The sequence below is a fragment of the Mycobacterium sp. 852002-40037_SCH5390672 genome (assembly GCF_001665875.1).
Lineage (GTDB): Bacteria > Actinomycetota > Actinomycetes > Mycobacteriales > Mycobacteriaceae > Mycobacterium.
The window spans coordinates 195,563-212,044 of record NZ_LZTA01000069.1 but is presented as its reverse complement, the minus strand read 5'-3'; the positions used below and the strand labels follow the sequence as shown (position 1 = coordinate 212,044).

Genomic DNA, 16,482 nt, shown 5'->3' with positions numbered 1-16,482 from the left:
GTGGCGCGGCCCTGTTGTCGGGCGGTGTCGCGGTGGCCGGAATGGGGCTCGCGCCAGACAGCGCGCAGGCCCAGTCCGGCCCCGTACCGCAGACCCATGGCCTGCTACCAGAAGACGGGCCTGTACCACCCGGTGCGAGCGGGCCCTACACCTGTTGCCCAGGGGACGAAAAGACCGGCCTTCACCCGCAGACCGGCCGCGGATGTCCTGGGACCGAAGTTCATTGGGACATGAGTCAGTGCCACACCTGGTATGGAGTGATCTGGGGGCATGGAAACGCTGCCCCCGGCGTGTGGGAGGGAGCCGATCCCCCGCCGCCGGAGGCGACGCGGAAGCCGTGGTGCGGGTTTCCGTTCATGTGCTCAGGGACACCGTGATCCGCGGTTGAGTCCGTATCAATTCGGTAGGGAGCGTGGAAGTCCCCAGTGCGGGAATAGGTCGTTGTCGAAGCGGGTGAGTGCGCTGATGCGGCTGCCCCTGAGAGTAAGAACCAGCAGGCCGGCGCCGCGCTGGAGACTGCCCCGACGGGTGCGGAGGTAGGCGCCGAAGGCGGGCTGCCCGTTGGCGCGTGTTGGAATGAGGTGATACGCGCGGGTCGTGCGAAAAATGCTGGCGTAGAAGCGAGCCACGACTTCGCGCCCCCGGTATTCAAGGGGAATCGGTGGCATGGAGACGCGAACGTCCTCGGTGAGCAGAGCGACGAGGGCGTCGACATTGCCGTCCTGATAGGCGCGGACGAATCTCGCCACCAGCGCTTGTTCGGCTGGCGAGTCGGGAGCAGGCGGCGCGTGGGCTTCGTGTTCTGAGAGGTGCCGCTGCAGGCCGGAGCGGGCGCGTTTCAACGCGCTGTTGACTGATTCCACTGTGCTCTCAAGCATTTCGGCGACTTCGCTGGCGTGGTAACCGAGTACCTCGCGCAAAATGAGCACCGCCCGCTGTCGCGCCGGCAGCACATTCAGCGCCGTCACGAAGGCCAGCGAGATCGCTTCGGTTTGCTCGTAGCGTGCTTCCGGGCCTAGGGGCGCGTGGAGCGCGCCCTCGAGGAGGGTGTCAGGGTATGGCTCCAGCCAGGTGATTTCGCCGAGTCCGGTGGGCTCGGGCGGGTCAACGTCGGGCATGTTCCACGCCCTGGCCGGGCGTCGACTGGTCGTGCGCAGCGTGTTGAGGCAACGGTTGGTAGCGATGCGATAAAGCCAGGTGCGAATCGACGCGCGTCCCTCGAAGCCGTCTATGCCCTGCCAGGCCGCCAAAAGCGTCTCCTGCAGCGCGTCCTCGGCGTCTTGCAGCGACCCGAGCATCCGGTAACAGTGCACTAGCAACTCGCGGCGGTGCGGCTCGGTCAATCGTTGGAACGCGTCGCCGTCCCCGGCCCGCGCCCTGGCTATGAGCTCGGTTGCCACCACGTACCACTTCGCTTCCTTCGTCTCGTTTACCTATATGGACACCAGCCGCACCCCGAAATGAGCGCTCCATGGCCGCCCAGTTTCTGGGCCTCGCGGGATCTACATCTTCGACCGCTTCAGACTTCATCGATTCAGGAGGACGCATGACCATCGCTGGGAAGACCGTTTTGGTGACCGGCGCCAACCGTGGCATCGGGAGAGCCCTGGTCGAGGAGGCGTTGCGCCGAGACGCCAGACGTGTGTACGCCGGCGCGCGCCGGCCGGTGCCCCACCCGGATCCTCGTGTGACCGCCTTGAGCCTGGACGTAACCGATGCCGCGCAGGTTGAGCAGGCCGCGCGGGAAATCGAATCTCTCGACATTCTCATCAACAACGCCGGCGTGGCGCTCTACGACGACCTGAGTGATCGCGCGGTGCTCCAACAACACCTCGCGGTCAATCTCTTCGGCACCTACGACCTCACCCAGGCCTTGTTGCCGGTGCTGATTCGGTCACGGGGCGCCATCGTCAACAACCTCTCGGTGAACGCGCTCGCGCCGCTACCGCTGATCCCGGCCTATTCGATCTCAAAGGCTGCCGCATTCAACCTCACTCAGTCTCTGCGAGTCCTTCTGGCAGGACAGGGTGTGCGCGTTCACGCGGTCCTGACTGGCCCGGTGGACACCGACATGACCCGGGGCCTCGATATACCCAAGTCGTCAGCGGACTCGGTGGCGCGCGCCATTCTCGACGGGGTGGAGCAGGGCGTCGAAGAGATCTTCCCCGATCCGATGTCGCAGTCGGTTTCGCCGAGCTGGTACAGCGGTGCGGCCAAGACCCTGGAACGCCAGTACGCCGCGCTGCTGAATCCGGAGGCGACCCGTTAGAACACAGCGCGACATCACCACGGGTCGTACCGCCCAGTGGTTGTGACCCGGCAGCCAAGGCTATGAATAGCGAATCACATTGCGCTGCAACATAACAGCCGCGCGACGACAAAAGGGAGAACCACCATGCTGCTCAACAACAAGACCGCGATCGTCTACGGTGCCGCAGGAGCCGTGGGCACCGCGGTTTCCCTCGCGTTCGCCCAGGAAGGCGCACGCGTCTTTGTGACCGGACGCAACCTCGAGGCGATCAACACCCTCGCCAAACAAATCACCGCTGCCGGCGGAACCGCGGAAGCCTCGCAGGTTGATGCGCTCGACGAACAGGCGGTGACCGAACACCTCACTGCCGTCGCCGAAAAGGCCGCAGCGGTCGATATCTCGTTTAATGCCATCGGGATTCCGCAACACCGTATGCAGGGCACACCGCTGACCGAACTCTCACTAGAGAATTTTGCCCTGCCGATCACGACCTACGCACAGTCCCACTTCCTGACCGCCCGAGCCGCCGCACGCCACATGATCCCGCGAAAGTCGGGGGTCATCCTCATGCACACACCCGAGCCTGCCCGATTGGGCATACCGCTGCTCGGCGGTATGAGCCCAGCCTGGGCGGCAATGGAATCGCTCAACCGCGCATTCTCTGCGGAATGGGCTCCGCACGGCGTGCGCACTGTCTGTCTGCGCACCAGCGGCATCGAAGAGACCTCGACCATCGACGTCGTCTTCGGCTTACATGCCCAGGCGTACCACACCACCCCACAAGAATTCGCGGCCAGGATGGCTGCGAACAGCCACCGAAACCGGGCCACCACCCTGGCCGAACTCGCCCAAACCGCCGTCTTCGTAGCCTCTGACCGCGCGTCGGCCATGACCGGGACTGTCGCCAACCTGACAGGCGGGATCGTCGTCGACTGAGCGGCTTATCCGCGAGGACGCCAACGCGTGGCTGGGCAGCTATTGATCCACTCAGGCACGCCCCACCATGTCCCTGATCGCTTGCAGGGCCCGAACGTCGAGGCGTGCGCTCGTAAGTTCCTTAAGCACAAGGCAACCCGGGTGTTCGCACTAGCCGGCTGGCGGTACTGCCGGCGGACGGCATTCGTTGGCGCCCGGATCCCACCACCAGCCGTTGTCGCACGCGAGCGGCTGTGGCCCGACACCCAAGGGTCGGCACACATTGGCCGTCGGGTCCCACCACTGGCCGGGGTCGCATGCCAAGGGTTGTGGCCCGACCCCGAGCGGTCGGCAGACCTTGCCGGTCGGGTCCCACCACTCGCCGTCGGCGCAGTCGGCCTTGCTCACCGCCGGCGTCACGATCGTCATGGCTGCCATCGACGCGAACGCCAACATGGCGATGACTACAAGATGGCGAATGAACGTCCTCATGGGCGCCTTCCCTCGTGGCTATCCGCTTATCGAAACCCAGCCCGGACGTCGGGGTCAATAGCGCTAATGGCGCCCGAGCACGAGGTCTGGGCATTGCGCCGATGAATTCCGGACACGCCGCGGGTCAGACCTTCCAGACGGACAAATCGAGAGCAAAGGTGGAGCAATGTCCCCCGAAAACACGGCGTTGCCGCCGGTCGTCGATCACCGAACATGGCGCGCCGCGCTCGACGAACTGCGCAAACGTGAGAAGGCCGCCACCCGCGAATTGGATGCGATCGCCGCCCAGCGGCGGCGGCTGCCGATGGTCGAATTGGCGGACTACACCCTGGTCGGTGCCGACGGGCCCGTCCGACTGGCCGACGTGTTCGACGGCCGATCGCAGCTGATCGTCTACCACCACATGTGGTCCGACGGGGCGGAGTGGCAGTGCGGCGGGTGCACCGGCTTCACGTCGCAATTCACCCGACTCGAATTCCTGGACAACTACGATGCCCGCTTCGTCATCGTCACCAACGGACCGATCGAGGAAGCACTCGCGTACAAGCACAAGGTCGGCAACCGCATGGACTGGTATTCGTCATCGCAAAGCCCGTTCGCCGCAGACATGGACGCACCGCCCGGCGGCGGATTCGGGGTCAACGTGTTCCTACGCGACGCCGACACCGTATACCGGACGTGGCATACGAACGGGCGAGGCACCGAGCAACTCAGCCACTCGTTCGGGCTGATCGACATCCTGCCGTGGGGTCGCCAAGAGGAATGGCTCGATTCGCCTGAAGGTTGGCCCTCGCGGCCCACCTACTCGGGGTGGCTCGACTCCCCCGCCATTGCAGCCGCTTACGGATCCACGACGACTGAGGACAAATCATGAGCGCCGCCGAACGTTACGTCGTCACCCGCACCATCGCCGCCACCCCGGCCGAGATTTTCGCGCTCCTCGCCGACCCGTCCCGCCACCGGTACACCGAGCCCACCGATTGGGTTCGCCACGCGGTGGACACCGCGCCGATCACCCGCGCGGGACAGATGTTCGCGATGAACATGTACCTCACCCAGGCGGGGGGCGACTACGTCACGCACAATCTGGTCAATGTGTTCGAGGAGGACCGCGCCATTTCCTGGATGCCGGGGATGCTCGACGAAGCGGGCAACCACTCGCCTGGCGGTTGGTTCTGGCGCTACGACCTCGCCCCGAACGGTGATCGCACCGACGTCGTCCTCACGTACGACTGGAGCGGCACGCCGCAGGCTTTCCGGGACCGCGTTGGCGAGATGCCCATCTTCGGCGAGGACTACCTCGCTGCGTCGTTGGTCGCTCTGGAGCGTTCGGTGGCGAACTGATCAGTCACAGGGGCTATACCGCCACTCCTGCAACAGATTTCGCGACTGGTCTGACGTGCCTGATTCACGGTAGGTCCGGCTGTTCCCAGTTCTCCGGTACGCCGAACGTTTCGGTAAGTCCTTTCCGTCCGGTGTCGGTGAGCACCACCGCGCGGCGTTGGTTGACGCGACGGATCCAGTCCAGATCGAACATGCGTCGGGTAAGCGCGGCCCCGAGTGCACCGGCGAGGTGGTGGCGTTGTTCGGACCAGTCCACGCAGTAGCGGATCATTGGCTTGTGGCGGCTGAGGGCGCCCAGGTCTATACCCAAGGCGCTCAAGGTTTCTCGCCCGCGCGGGGTGAGCCCGTAGGTCAGGTCGGTTCCGGGAGCCGACAGTCGGTCGGTAGTGGCTTGTCCGGGGCGGTAGCGTCCGTCGCCGCCGGTGAGCAGGCCCTGCTCGAGCATCGCCGTCATGACCGCAACGCCCAGCCGCCCTGCCAGATGGTTGTAGCAGGTGCGGGCCCGACGCAGCGCGTGCGCACGCGTGCCTTGGCGCAGAGAGCGAATCGGCTCGGGGGCAGAAATCCGGGCAAGTGCCTCCATGGCTTCGGCGACCGGCGGGCCGGCCAGACGGAAGTAGCGGACACGGCCTTGAGGGTGGACGGTCACCAGGCCGGCGGCAACGAGCTGAGCGAGGTGCTCGCTGGCCGTGGAGGCGGCCACGCCAGCTTCGCCGGCCAGCACGCTGGCTGGTAGCGCGCGCCCGTCGAGCAAGGCCATCAATACCCGCGCGCGAGCACGCTCGCCGATCAGGGCGGCAACACCGGCGATATCGGCGTCACCGCCATGCCCTGCGGCGAGATTGACACCAGGGTCGCTGGACATCTCACCACGATAGGCGGCGGACATTTCGGGCGGAGCCGAAGCGATTCGGCGTGACGATGGGTCTATGGACACTCACGACACCGCAGCACACACGACCGCCTCGCCCGGGGCGATCGAGGCAGTGATGCACGCTTGGGAAAGCGCACTGGCCGCTCATGATCTGGATGCCCTGCTGGCCTGTTATGCGCCCGACGCGACCTTGGAGAGTCCGGTGGCCGCCCACATCACCGGCGGGGATGGGATCCGCCGAGGCCACGCGCAACTGCGGCCGTTTCTCGCGGAGGTGGTAGCTCGTACTCCGAAGCTGCGCACCTATCACCGCGATGGCTTTTTCACCGACGGTCGGCGAGCGACCTGGGAGTATCCGCGTGTGACGCCGCAGGGCGAGCAAATGGATTTCGTCGAGGTCATGGAGATCGAGGACGGCTTGATCCAGGCCCACCGGGTGTATTGGGGCTGGCGTGGCGTCTCGGTCCTGATGAACGACGAATACCACCGGAATTCCTGATCGGAGCCAAACAACAATCGCGTCCGCCGCGGAAGGCGTCCACTGGATTCAGCGTCGGTGACTTTGGCGCGCCTCTACCCATACGTCTGGTAGAAGCGAACAATACCGGGATGGACCTCAAAACCCGATCACATTGGTTGCTGGGGTACGGACTGGCTCGCGCCACACTCAAGCTGCTCGCGCGCCGGGGCGATCCCTTTTCGCAGTTGGTGATCGATAACAACCAGCCCAACAACGCGCATCACCTTATCGAGCAGATTCGCCAGCGGGGTCGTCTGTCGGCGGTGGTCGGCGGGTGGGTCACCGCTGATGCGCAGATTGTCCGAGACGTATTGCGCGACGACAGGTTTCGGACCGCTAAACCGCGCGATCGGTCACCTTTCCGTGTCGCCCAGTGGGCGCTCGTCAAATCCAATCCCGGCGTACTGAACGGCCTGGAACCGCCCTCTTTGCTGGTCATTGATCCACCCGAGCATGAGCGCTTACGCCGCCTGGTGTCGCGGGCATTTACCCCCCGGGCGACCGACCGACTGCGCGACCGCATCCAGGAGATTGTCGATGCCCTGCTCGACGATCTCGATGACAACACTCATTGCGACTTGATCGCCAACTATGCCTCTCGAATCCCCATTGAAGTGATCGCCGAATTGCTGGGAATTCCACGCGAGGAAATTCCTTATCTCTACAGCCTGGCCGATCCCGGCGCGAAACTGCTCACCACCACGGTGCCTTCGTGGAGGGACTTCGAGACCGCCCTCACGGCGTTGCGCGAGCTTGAAGGCTACCTCGACGGGCACATCGAGCGGCTCCGTCACAGCGGCGACAACAGCATCTTGTCTGCGGTGCTTCAGGACAGCGATCTCACCCGCCTCGAAGTAAGGATGTTTGCGGGGCTCCTGCTCGGTGCAGGCTTCATCACCACAACGCACGCATTCGGTAACGCCGTCGTGACGCTCGTCGATCACCCCGAACAGCTGGCCCGCCTCCAAGCGCACCCCGAAGGCTGGCCCAAGGCGGTCGAAGAGACGCTGCGCTACAGCTCCGTCGCCCAATTCGGGGCCAGGGTGGCCACCCAATCAATCCAGATCGACGGCCACACCGTTGCCGAAGGCTCGACCGTCTTTCTCAGCATCGCCGGCGCTAACCGCGATCCAGCCGTCTTCGAGCGTCCCGACGTTTTCGACATCACCCGCGCCAACGCCCGCGACCACATCGGCTTCGGCACCGGTGTCCACGCCTGCCTCGGCGCGCCGCTGGCCCGCATGGAACTGAACATCGGTCTGCAGGCGCTCTTCGAACGATTCCCGCAACTGCGCCTCGCGGGTGAACCAATCCTGAACGACAGCACCCTGTTACACGGAGTCAAGCACCTCCCTGTCAACCTCGGACCGGCCAGAGTCAACGCCGGCTGAGTCGCACCGTTTGGCCAGCTCGGTGGCAAACTGACGCGACACACCAATCCGATTGCTGCACAACGATATAACCGCAGAACGCAGTTGCAAGGTGAGGTGTACTGCCCGGTTGCCCGTCGTCGTTACAGCATTTCATTCTTCGACACAGGCACGGACAAGGCGCACACTTGTCGAATGGAGGCATGTCATTTCCTCGCGATTGCGCTGATCCCACCACCGCTGCCCGCGCCGCAATTTTCGCGCCAGGTTCAGGCGTCGACGTCACCGCGCCCGACGTGATGGGCCCTGAGTCGCGCCGCCCGTTGAAAGGTCTCTCGGACATCCGTGCGTTCTTTCACACCAACACCGTTCCGCTGTATTTCATCTCGCCGACCCCGTTTAACCTGCTCGGCGTTGACCGCTGGATACGGAACTTCTTCTACCTGACCTACTTCGACTCTTTCGAGGGCACACACTCACGCGTGTTCGTGCCGCGGCGGCGCGACCGCCGTGATTTCGATTCCATGGACGAGGTGTGCAGCCACCTCCTGTCCGACCCCGAGACACTCGAGTTCATCGCGGGCAAAGGTCCCGGTGGCAAGGCCTGCTTTGTGATGCTGAACGAGGAAATCCATGCCCTCGCGCGGCAGGCGGGTCTCGAGGTCATGCACCCGCCAACCGAGCTGCGCCAGCGCCTGGGCTCGAAGATCGTCATGACACGCCTGGCCAACGAGGCGGGCGTACCGAGCGTGCCGCACACGATCGGACGGGCAGGCTCCTACGACGAACTGCTGGCGCTGGCACAAAACGCCGGATTGGGCGATGACCTCGTCGTCTCGGTCGCTTACGGCAACGCCGGCAGCGGGACGTTCTTCGTGCACGGTCAGCGAGACTGGGATCAGCACGCCGCTGACCTGGCCGCGCAGCAAGAAGTCAAAGTCATGAAGCGCATCCGCAACGTCGAGGTGTGCCTCGAGGGTGCCGTGACCCGCCACGGCACGGTGATCGGCCCCGCGATGACGAGTCTGGTCGGTTATTCGGAGTTGACTCCGCACCGGGGCAGCTGGTGCGGCAACGACATCTGGCGCGAGGTACTGCCGCCCGCACAGACGCACGCCGCGCGAGAAATGGTCGGAAAGCTGGGCGACGTCATGCGCCGCGAGGGATACCGCGGCTACTTCGAGGTGGACCTTCTGCATGACCTCGACTCCGACGAGCTCTACCTCGGCGAGGTGAATCCGCGCCTGTCCGGCGCCAGCCCGATGACGAACCTGACCACCGAGGCCTACGCCGACATGCCGCTGTTTCTCTTTCACCTGCTCGAATACATGGACGTGGAGTACGAGCTCGACATCGACGAGGTCAACTCGCGCTGGGAGCGGGGCTACGGCGAGGACGAGGTCTGGGGCCAGGTGGTCATCACGGAGACCTCGCCGGAAATCGAGCTGTTCACCGCGACGCCGCGCACCGGTGTGTGGCGCATCGATGACGACGGTCGTGTCTCCTTCGCGCGATCCGCCAACGACTGGGCCACGTTGCTCGACGGGTCCGAGGCCTTCTACATGCGTGTCGCCGCGCCTGGCGACTTACGTTCCGAGGGCGCCCAACTCGGCGTGCTGGTCACCCGCTCGCACCTGCAGACCGACGATTATCAGCTCAGCGAGCGCTGCCGGCGCTGGGTCAAGGGCATGAAGGCGAAGTTCGTTTCAACGCCCCTGACGCCGGCCGCGCCGATCGTCTCACGGCTCGTCGCGCGCGCGTGAGCAGCGGCCCGGCGGGTATCTCGCTGGAAAACTGGCTCTCCGAGCCACATTCGCGTTGGTCGTTCCAGCACGTCGAAGAGTTCGTGCCGACGGCGCTGATCTCGCGTGGGGCCGGGCCGACCGCCGAGTTGCCCGCAGCCGGCGCTGCGATCGCCGAGATCCCGGTGACCGGGTCCGACGGGGCCGCCACCACCGTCGGCGCGGTGATGGCCGGCACCGCTACCGACGGGTGGGCCGTCGCGCACCGCGGTTCGTTGGTGGCCGAGCAGTATTTCGACGGCATGGAAGCCCATACCCGGCACCTGCTGTTCTCGGTGAGCAAGTCGCTGGTGGCAGCCGTCGTGGGCGCTCTGCACGGGACCGGTGCGATCGCGCTCGACGCGCCGGTCACGGAATACGTTCCCGCCCTGGCGAACTGCGGCTACGCCGGGGCGACGGTACGTCACCTGCTGGACATGAGGTCCGGTATCGCCTTCTCGGAGAACTACGACGACCCGGCCGCGGAGATACACCTGCTCGACCAGGCGATGGGGTGGTCGCCCAAGAAAAGTCCGGACGCTCCTGCCACGCTGAAAGAGTTCCTGCTGACCTTGCGCCAGAAGGCCGCTCACGGCGGCCCGTTCGAATATCGTTCGTGTGAGACCGATGTGCTGGGCTGGATTTGCGAGGTCGCCGGCGGTCAAAGGATGCCGGAGCTGATGTCGGAATTGCTGTGGAGCCGCCTCGGCGCCCAGTGCGACGCCACCATCGCTGTAGACGCCGAGGGCACCGGGTTTTTCGACGGCGGCATCAACGCTTGTCTTACCGACATGATCCGGTTCGGGTCGCTGTTCTTGCGCGACGGCGTCTCGTTGACCGGCCAGCAGGTGGTGCCGGCGGCGTGGATCGCCGACACCCTCGACGGCGGACCCGACTCGCGTCAGGCGTTCGCCGCCAGCCCCGACGACAACGAAATGCCGGGTGGGATGTACCGCAACCAGATGTGGTTCCCCTGCCCGGGCGCCAACGTCATGTTGTGCCAGGGCATGTGCGGTCAGATGATCTACGTCAACCGCGCAGCGGAGGTGGTCGCCGCTAAGTTATCCACTCAGCCGGAGACTCATGAGCCGCACATGTCAGACACACTGCGGGCATTCGATGCGGTCGCACGCGAATTGGCTGGAATCACCGGTTAGCCCGCCGGTTCGCTGCCGTACATCGTGGCAACCCACGGCGCACGCTGAATTTCGATGAGCCCCTTGCGCGAACTTTGGTTATTCTGCATTGTCTGTCTTGCTTTCTAGCGGCACACTTTTGGCGGCCTCGATCGCGCCACGAAGATTGGACGGGAATCGAATGCCCTCACCGCGTTGGCCGGCCGCATTCGCCATTCCCCTGCTGGTTACCGCCGCTCTGGTTAGCACCGCCGGCGTCGCGACGGCCACCCCCCAAGATGATGCGTACCTCGGACAATTGCGCGCCGCCGGCCTCACGTGGCCGCCCAAGACGGAAGAAGCGCTCATCGCGGAGGGGCACGACGTGTGTTACGACCTCACTTGGGGTTGGACGCCGCAACAGATCGCCGACGATCTTCACGCCCGCTTGGACACGAAGGGCGTGACGTTGTTGGACGTCGGAAGTTTGGTTAACGCCGCGCACTCGGTGTATTGCCCCGGCAACGTGTGCGACGCCCCCAGTCTCTGCACCTGAGGGCTACCAGTAAGCAACGCAGTATGTGGCTGTAGCGTGACGGCCGTGAAGTCCTCCCGGATGTATTCCTGCGTCGCGCTCGCGGCTTCCGTCGCAGCAACCGTTATGACGCTCGCCGGGGCGGGCACGGCAACCGCGGCCGGCACCTGCCCGACCGCAGCACCGCAGAACGGCGGAACGCCCGACTGGACGCTGAGCGGTACCACCGGCAGCGTCGCGGTGACGGGATCCACGGATACGGCAGCTCCGCTGGTGAACGTGACCGCACCGTTCAGCGTGAGCCAGACCCAGGTGCACACGTTGCACGCCGGAGACGGACCGGTGGTCTCGAGCACCGCGAATGTCTCCGTCTGCTACATGGGTGTCAACGGGCGTGACGGGTCCGTGTTCGACAGCAGCTACCAGCGCGGGGCCCCGGTCGACTTCCCGCTCACCGGAGTCGTGCCGGGCTTCCAGAAGGCCATCGCAGGGCAAAAGGTCGGGTCCACGGTCGCCGTCGCGATGGTCCCCGCGGACGGATACCCCCAAGGGCAGCCGAGCGCGGGGATCCGGCCTGGCGACTCCCTCGTCTTCGCGATCAAGATCCTCAGCGCCGCGGGCTAGCTCGCGCCACCAAAACCGTTGTGCCGTGGGTCGATCGCCCCAACGGCGCGAACATATGCGGGGATTCTGTGCCGAGTTGTTGGGCGACGTGATTGGTGTCCCAATACTCAGGCCAATGAGTGATCGCACCGTCGCGAACCTCGAAGAGCGCTGTGACGCGGAACGTGACGGCGACGCCGTTCATGGCGTCGACGTCGACCCGCTCGACGATGACGGTGTAGCTGTCGGACACGATCGCGCGGATTTCACTCCCCTCGATCGTTCCCGTGGACAGGGTGTTGTGCTCTCGAGTTCCGCGCCAGCGGCCTCACGTCCGCCGACGATCGGTGAAAGCGGCACGTGGAGTTGCCAGACAAAATCGTCGGCCATCAGTGCGGTGATGACGTCGACGTCCATGCTTCGGCCGTAAGCGCGCATGCATAAAATCGACCCTGATCTTTTCGTTGTCGCTTTTGGCACAACAGTTTTCGCCATCTCATATTCCTTTAGGGGCGATTGTAGTTGGCCGCCATTGGCTTAGGTGCCGTCCAGGGAAATACGAAGCGCTTAACGGAGTCAGGAACGGTGCAACGTGATGATGGTGACGTCGTCGTCGGTATGCCCCGACGCCATCGCGGTCCAGATCCGGGTCGCCGCCGTATCGTCCGCCCGGCCGAGGGTCTGGGCCAACAAGTCGAGCCCGTCGTCGATCAATTCGCCGCGACGTTCCACGAGGCCGTCGGAAAACAGCACCAAGCCCTGTCCGGGTTCGACCGTGAACGTGCTGAGTGCGTATTTGACACCTTTGACGCCGATCGGTGGCGAGAGCGTGATCGGTGCCGGGACCGCCTCCACGACAGGGTTGGCCGTCGAGCCCGTCAGATAGGGCATCAAGTGCCCGGCAGACGCGGCCTCCACCTGACCCGAGCCGAGATCGACCCGCGCGGCAATGACGGTTGCGAACGCGCCGCGCAGCATGTGCAGGCAGAAGTCGTTGAGCTGTTCGAGCGCCTCGGCCGGTGCGGCGCCGGCGAACAACTGAGCGCGCAGCGCGTTGCGTAACGCAGCCATGGTGCCGGCCGCGGCGATGCCATGCCCGGCGACGTCGCCGATCAGCACGATCAGCCGGCCGTCGCGGAGCTCGAACGCGTCGTACCAGTCACCGCCGACGTTGTCCCCCGCGGCCGGCTCGTAATGCGCGGACAGGTGCCAGTTGTCGAGCGTCGGGATCGACTCGGGCAGCAGGCTGCGCTGCAGCGTCTCGGCCACGCGCAGCGCTCCCCGTGTGCGGCGGTACAGCGAGTCGACCAGTTGGCGACGCAACGCTTCGGCGGATTCGGTTTGGCTCAGCGTCCACGGTTCGCTGCGTTGATGGACGATCTCGCGCCACCGATCGAACGATTTGCGTGGGCTGAGCCGGATCTGGTCGCCCTCGCTTACCGCGATCGCCTTGTTGTACGGGTCGCCGCCCCAATCCACCGAGCGCAGAGCCTCGCGCCGGAACCAGATGGCGTACTGCCCATCAGGCAGGTTGAGCGCGAGCGCGCCGGCGGCCAAATGCGGATCGAGGTCAAGCTTGGGCAGCGCGCGGGACAGGCACTCGCTGCTCGCGATCTCGTCATCCGCGGCACGCGCCCATGCGGCGACGGCGGTCACGATTTCCGGCGGCGGGACCGAACCACGCACGCGAAGGTCGCCCCCAAAACGGACGACCACGCCGTCGGCGGGCACCAGGTCGAGCAGGTCGGGCGCCCCGAGCAGCGCCGCAGACAGCGGCTCGCGGTCATCGAGCGTGGCGGCGGTGAGCTTGGCCAGTACCGCCTGTGCGGCCAGCCGCTTGTGCAGTTCTTCGTCCTCGAACCGGTCGACGAGCCGCAGCGACAGGGTGGAGCCGAGGAACTCGGCCGCCGCGCGGGTGCCGAACGGCGGTAGGTGCGGACCGGCGTAGTGGTGGCAGGCGATCAGTCCCCACAGCTGCCCCTGCCGAAGCAACGAGATCGACATCGATGCGTGCACACCCATGTTCTGCAGATACTCGATATGGATCGGCGAGACGCTGCGTAACGTGGCATACGTGAGGTCTAGGGGCGCAGTGCTCATCGGGTCGACGCTCGGCACCAGCGGTGCCGGCGTGTAGTCGACGTCGGAAATCAGCCGAATCCAGTTCTTCTCGTACAGTGCGCGCGCCTGCGCCGGGATGTCGGTCGACGGGTAGTGCAGGCCGAGGAAGGAGTTGAGGTCGTCGCGCTTGGACTCGGCGACGACTTCGCCGTTGTATTCCTCGTCGTAGCGGTACACCATCACCCGGTCGAAGCCGGTCAGATCGCGGATGGCGCGCGCCGCGGTCGCATACAGCTCGGTGAGCGTGTTGGCCCGGTTCAACTCCTCCACCGCGCCGCGGACCGCCTGGTAGGTGTTCGGGAAGGAGAACGGCCGCGCGCCGTAGGCGATTTCGAGCTCCACCAACAGCACACCGCCCGGCTCACGGTGCAGGATCGCGTCGAAGGCCCGCGACTCGCCGGCGACCTCGATGGTGAACTCGAGCGGGTTGTTCTGGCGCAGACTGCCAAAGGTCGCCGCCGTCTGGCCGATGCGGGTGGCTTGTTCGGCACCGATCAGTGCCGACAGGTGCCGGTCCAGGACGGCTTCGACGGGACGGCCGAGCAGGTTTGCGACGTTGGCACTGACCTGACGCACCACGAACGCGGGCTCGCGCACCACCGCGAGCACACCGCGCGGCTGAATGCTGCCGGGGATGTGGATCGGTTCACGTGCACAGTTGTCAAGGTCGATCGGGGTGCCGACCGGTAGGAGATCGTCGATCGGCTGACCCGCGGGTCCCGACGGCGAGATGCGCCGCTCGTCGCTGGTCACGCGAGCGGCCTTATCGGATTGGTGAGGTGTAGCAGCCGGACCTCCAAGCTAGCAATGTGTGTCGCCGTTCTGGACTAGTAAGTCGCGGTTCGCATTTCCAGGCAGGATTGCCTGGCATCGATTTCCCCACGCGCCCAACAAATTTTCCCCTCCTGCAGCAATACTCGCTGGCAACTCTGCTTGCATCCGCTGCATCACCGCTGCCGCCGCAATCACCAATGTAATCTGAGCAGGTCATGTGCTCGATCGCCGTCCCAACAAGCCGCCGTCTGTCGGTCGCGATGAAGGAGGGCTCGGCGGCAGAACACGACGCCGCCGAGCAGAGCCCGTTCATGTCCGAACTGCTCGCGGGCCGGATTGGCGCGTCGGGCTATTCCGAGTACCTGCTCCGGCTGCGCGTGGTGTACGCCGCCCTTGAGGACGCCGTGCGGGCCCGCCGTGACGACTCCATGGTTGCCGCCGTGTACGACCCCACGTTGGAGCGCCTGACGGCCATCGATGCCGACCTCGAACACTGGCTGCCCCGGGGTGCCACGCGCGAAGCCAACTCGCCCGCGGCGCAGGCCTATGCCGAGCGGCTCGGCGCCCTGACGTGGGGTGGTGAGCTGGTAGCCCACCACTACACGCGCTATCTCGGGGATCTCTCCGGAGGGCGGGGCATCGGCAAAATCCTGGACCGCGCGTTTGATCTGCGCGGCGCCGGACTTGCGTTCTATGAATTCCCGGTGCGGCCCAAGCCGTACAAGGACGCCTATCGGGCTCGCCTCGACGCGCTTCGCCTTGACGTCGGAGAAATCGATCGCATCGTCGGCGAGGTGAAATATGCTTTCGGCCTGAACCAGGCCATCTTCGATGAACTGGCCGACAGCGTCGCCGATCATCGGCGCTGACTCACGGCCAGGAGCGAGGCCAGCGGAGCCGAGCGACAACGAACGGCTCGCCACCAATCTTCGCGCGGTGGCGCTGGGACTGGTCAGACCTGATTGAATCCACCGTCGGCGGTCACCGTGGATCCGGTGGTGAAGCTGGACAGATCGCTGGCTAAAAACACTGCGGCATTGGCGATCTCGGTGGGATCAGCGAAGCGGCCCAGCGGGATCGAGGCGATGCGGCCGGCGCGGAACTCTTCGATTGAAGCATCGGGATCGGTCTGCGCGGCCAATGCGTTGCTTCCGGGTGTGGCCGTGGATCCGGCCACGATGACGTTGACCCGGATGTTGCGGTCGGCGAGCTCGTTGGCCCAGGCGCGGGCCAGGGATCGGACGGCGGCCTTCGTGGCGGCGTAGATGCTCAGCCCGGCGCGGCCACGGTCGGCGGTGGTGGATCCCGTCAGAATGATGGAGGCGCCGTCGTTGAGCAGCGGCAGCGCTTTTTGCACGGTGTAGACGACTCCCTTGACGTTGGTCGTCAGCAGCGCGTCGAGCTCGTCTTCGGCGATCTCCCCCAGTCGCGCTACCCTCGTCGATCCGGCGTTGGCCATCACGATGTCGAGGCCCGTACCGGCGGCGCCGACCTCGGTGTAAAGCCGGTCCAGGTCCCCCGGTATTCCGACGTCGCCGCGCACGGCAGTGGCGCGAGGACCCAATTCACTTGCCGCATCGTCGAGTTCGGGCTGACGCCTACCCGTGATGAAAACCCGCTCGGCGCCTTCGGCAAGGAACCGCTGAGCGGTGGCCAACCCGATCCCGGAGTTGGCACCGGTGATGACGGCGGTCTTGTGGTCGAGCAATCCCATCCAGTTCTCCTGAGGTCAGGCTGTCACCGCTTGACTGCGTCAAATACGGCATCGAAATCGCGCACGCCGCCGA

General features: G+C 65.3%; 17 protein-coding genes. 11 read left to right on the top strand and 6 right to left on the bottom strand.

The window, feature by feature from the left end; all coding sequences use genetic code 11:
• Window positions 1-395: 395 nt before the first annotated feature.
• Window positions 396-1,403 (bottom strand): sigma-70 family RNA polymerase sigma factor, encoded by a 1,008-nt coding sequence (locus A5782_RS11755; RefSeq protein WP_067099592.1) that lies wholly within the window; start codon window positions 1,401-1,403, stop codon window positions 396-398.
• A gap of 68 nt (window positions 1,404-1,471) precedes the next feature.
• Here A5782_RS11755 and A5782_RS11750 point away from each other — a divergent pair, with 68 nt between their 5' ends.
• Complete coding sequence (locus A5782_RS11750) at window positions 1,472-2,269, top strand: SDR family NAD(P)-dependent oxidoreductase (RefSeq protein WP_231986653.1); 798 nt, start codon at window positions 1,472-1,474, stop codon at window positions 2,267-2,269.
• Window positions 2,270-2,395: 126 nt separating this feature from the next.
• Window positions 2,396-3,187: an SDR family NAD(P)-dependent oxidoreductase gene (locus A5782_RS11745; protein WP_067099588.1), complete on the top strand. Its 792-nt coding sequence runs from the start codon at window positions 2,396-2,398 to the stop codon at window positions 3,185-3,187.
• Window positions 3,188-3,337: 150 nt separating this feature from the next.
• On the opposite strand, the gene A5782_RS11740 is transcribed toward A5782_RS11745, so the two are convergent.
• A complete protein-coding gene (locus tag A5782_RS11740; protein WP_067099586.1) occupies window positions 3,338-3,658 on the bottom strand; it encodes a hypothetical protein in 321 nt (106 codons plus the stop codon).
• A 166-nt stretch (window positions 3,659-3,824) separates the two neighbouring features.
• On the opposite strand from A5782_RS11740, the gene A5782_RS11735 reads away from it, so the two are divergent.
• Entirely contained in the window at window positions 3,825-4,532 is a 708-nt protein-coding gene (locus tag A5782_RS11735) for a DUF899 family protein (RefSeq protein ID WP_067099584.1), read from the top strand.
• Window positions 4,529-5,002 carry an SRPBCC family protein gene (locus A5782_RS11730; RefSeq protein ID WP_067099582.1) on the top strand — a complete coding sequence of 158 codons (474 nt, stop codon included), beginning with the start codon at window positions 4,529-4,531 and terminating at the stop codon, window positions 5,000-5,002. The genes A5782_RS11735 and A5782_RS11730 overlap by 4 nt, the downstream gene beginning before the upstream one ends.
• Before the next feature lie 64 nt (window positions 5,003-5,066).
• Here the strand turns inward: A5782_RS11730 and A5782_RS11725 are convergent, their stop codons facing one another.
• Window positions 5,067-5,867, bottom strand: coding sequence for a helix-turn-helix transcriptional regulator (locus tag A5782_RS11725; protein ID WP_067099735.1), 801 nt, complete (start codon window positions 5,865-5,867; stop codon window positions 5,067-5,069).
• 64 nt (window positions 5,868-5,931) lie between these two features.
• Between A5782_RS11725 and A5782_RS11720 the strand changes: the two genes are divergently transcribed.
• The 6 genes from A5782_RS11720 (at window position 5,932) to A5782_RS11695 (ending at window position 11,821) form a co-directional block, all read left to right on the top strand.
• Window positions 5,932-6,375 (top strand): nuclear transport factor 2 family protein, encoded by a 444-nt coding sequence (locus A5782_RS11720; RefSeq protein WP_067099580.1) that lies wholly within the window; start codon window positions 5,932-5,934, stop codon window positions 6,373-6,375.
• A gap of 110 nt (window positions 6,376-6,485) precedes the next feature.
• Window positions 6,486-7,787 (top strand): cytochrome P450, encoded by a 1,302-nt coding sequence (locus A5782_RS11715; RefSeq protein ID WP_067099578.1) that lies wholly within the window; start codon window positions 6,486-6,488, stop codon window positions 7,785-7,787.
• A 278-nt stretch (window positions 7,788-8,065) separates the two neighbouring features.
• Window positions 8,066-9,529, top strand: coding sequence for a biotin carboxylase (locus tag A5782_RS11710; protein WP_067099576.1), 1,464 nt, complete (start codon window positions 8,066-8,068; stop codon window positions 9,527-9,529).
• Window positions 9,526-10,704, top strand: a complete 1,179-nt coding sequence (locus tag A5782_RS11705) for a serine hydrolase domain-containing protein (protein WP_067099574.1) — start codon at window positions 9,526-9,528, stop codon at window positions 10,702-10,704. The genes A5782_RS11710 and A5782_RS11705 overlap by 4 nt, the downstream gene beginning before the upstream one ends.
• 202 nt (window positions 10,705-10,906) lie before the next feature.
• The gene (locus tag A5782_RS11700; protein WP_082942896.1) at window positions 10,907-11,218 is read left to right on the top strand and encodes a DUF732 domain-containing protein; all 312 of its coding nucleotides are present in this window, start codon (window positions 10,907-10,909) and stop codon (window positions 11,216-11,218) included.
• A 60-nt stretch (window positions 11,219-11,278) separates the two neighbouring features.
• Window positions 11,279-11,821 carry an FKBP-type peptidyl-prolyl cis-trans isomerase gene (locus A5782_RS11695; protein ID WP_369815619.1) on the top strand — a complete coding sequence of 181 codons (543 nt, stop codon included), beginning with the start codon at window positions 11,279-11,281 and terminating at the stop codon, window positions 11,819-11,821.
• Here A5782_RS11695 and A5782_RS26795 read toward each other — a convergent pair.
• Both A5782_RS26795 and A5782_RS11685 read right to left on the bottom strand, forming a co-directional pair.
• The gene (locus A5782_RS26795) at window positions 11,805-12,056 is read right to left on the bottom strand and encodes a limonene-1,2-epoxide hydrolase family protein (protein ID WP_255360778.1); all 252 of its coding nucleotides are present in this window, start codon (window positions 12,054-12,056) and stop codon (window positions 11,805-11,807) included. The genes A5782_RS11695 and A5782_RS26795 overlap by 17 nt on opposite strands.
• Window positions 12,057-12,376: 320 nt before the next feature.
• Window positions 12,377-14,674 (bottom strand): SpoIIE family protein phosphatase, encoded by a 2,298-nt coding sequence (locus A5782_RS11685; protein ID WP_231986651.1) that lies wholly within the window; start codon window positions 14,672-14,674, stop codon window positions 12,377-12,379.
• Window positions 14,675-14,910: 236 nt separating this feature from the next.
• Here A5782_RS11685 and A5782_RS11680 point away from each other — a divergent pair, with 236 nt between their 5' ends.
• Complete coding sequence (locus tag A5782_RS11680) at window positions 14,911-15,564, top strand: heme oxygenase (biliverdin-producing) (protein ID WP_067099570.1); 654 nt, start codon at window positions 14,911-14,913, stop codon at window positions 15,562-15,564.
• Window positions 15,565-15,647: 83 nt separating this feature from the next.
• Here the strand turns inward: A5782_RS11680 and A5782_RS11675 are convergent, their stop codons facing one another.
• On the bottom strand, window positions 15,648-16,409 hold the full coding sequence (locus tag A5782_RS11675) for an SDR family NAD(P)-dependent oxidoreductase (RefSeq protein WP_067099568.1): 762 nt from the start codon (window positions 16,407-16,409) through the stop codon (window positions 15,648-15,650).
• Window positions 16,410-16,482: the final 73 nt, after the last annotated feature.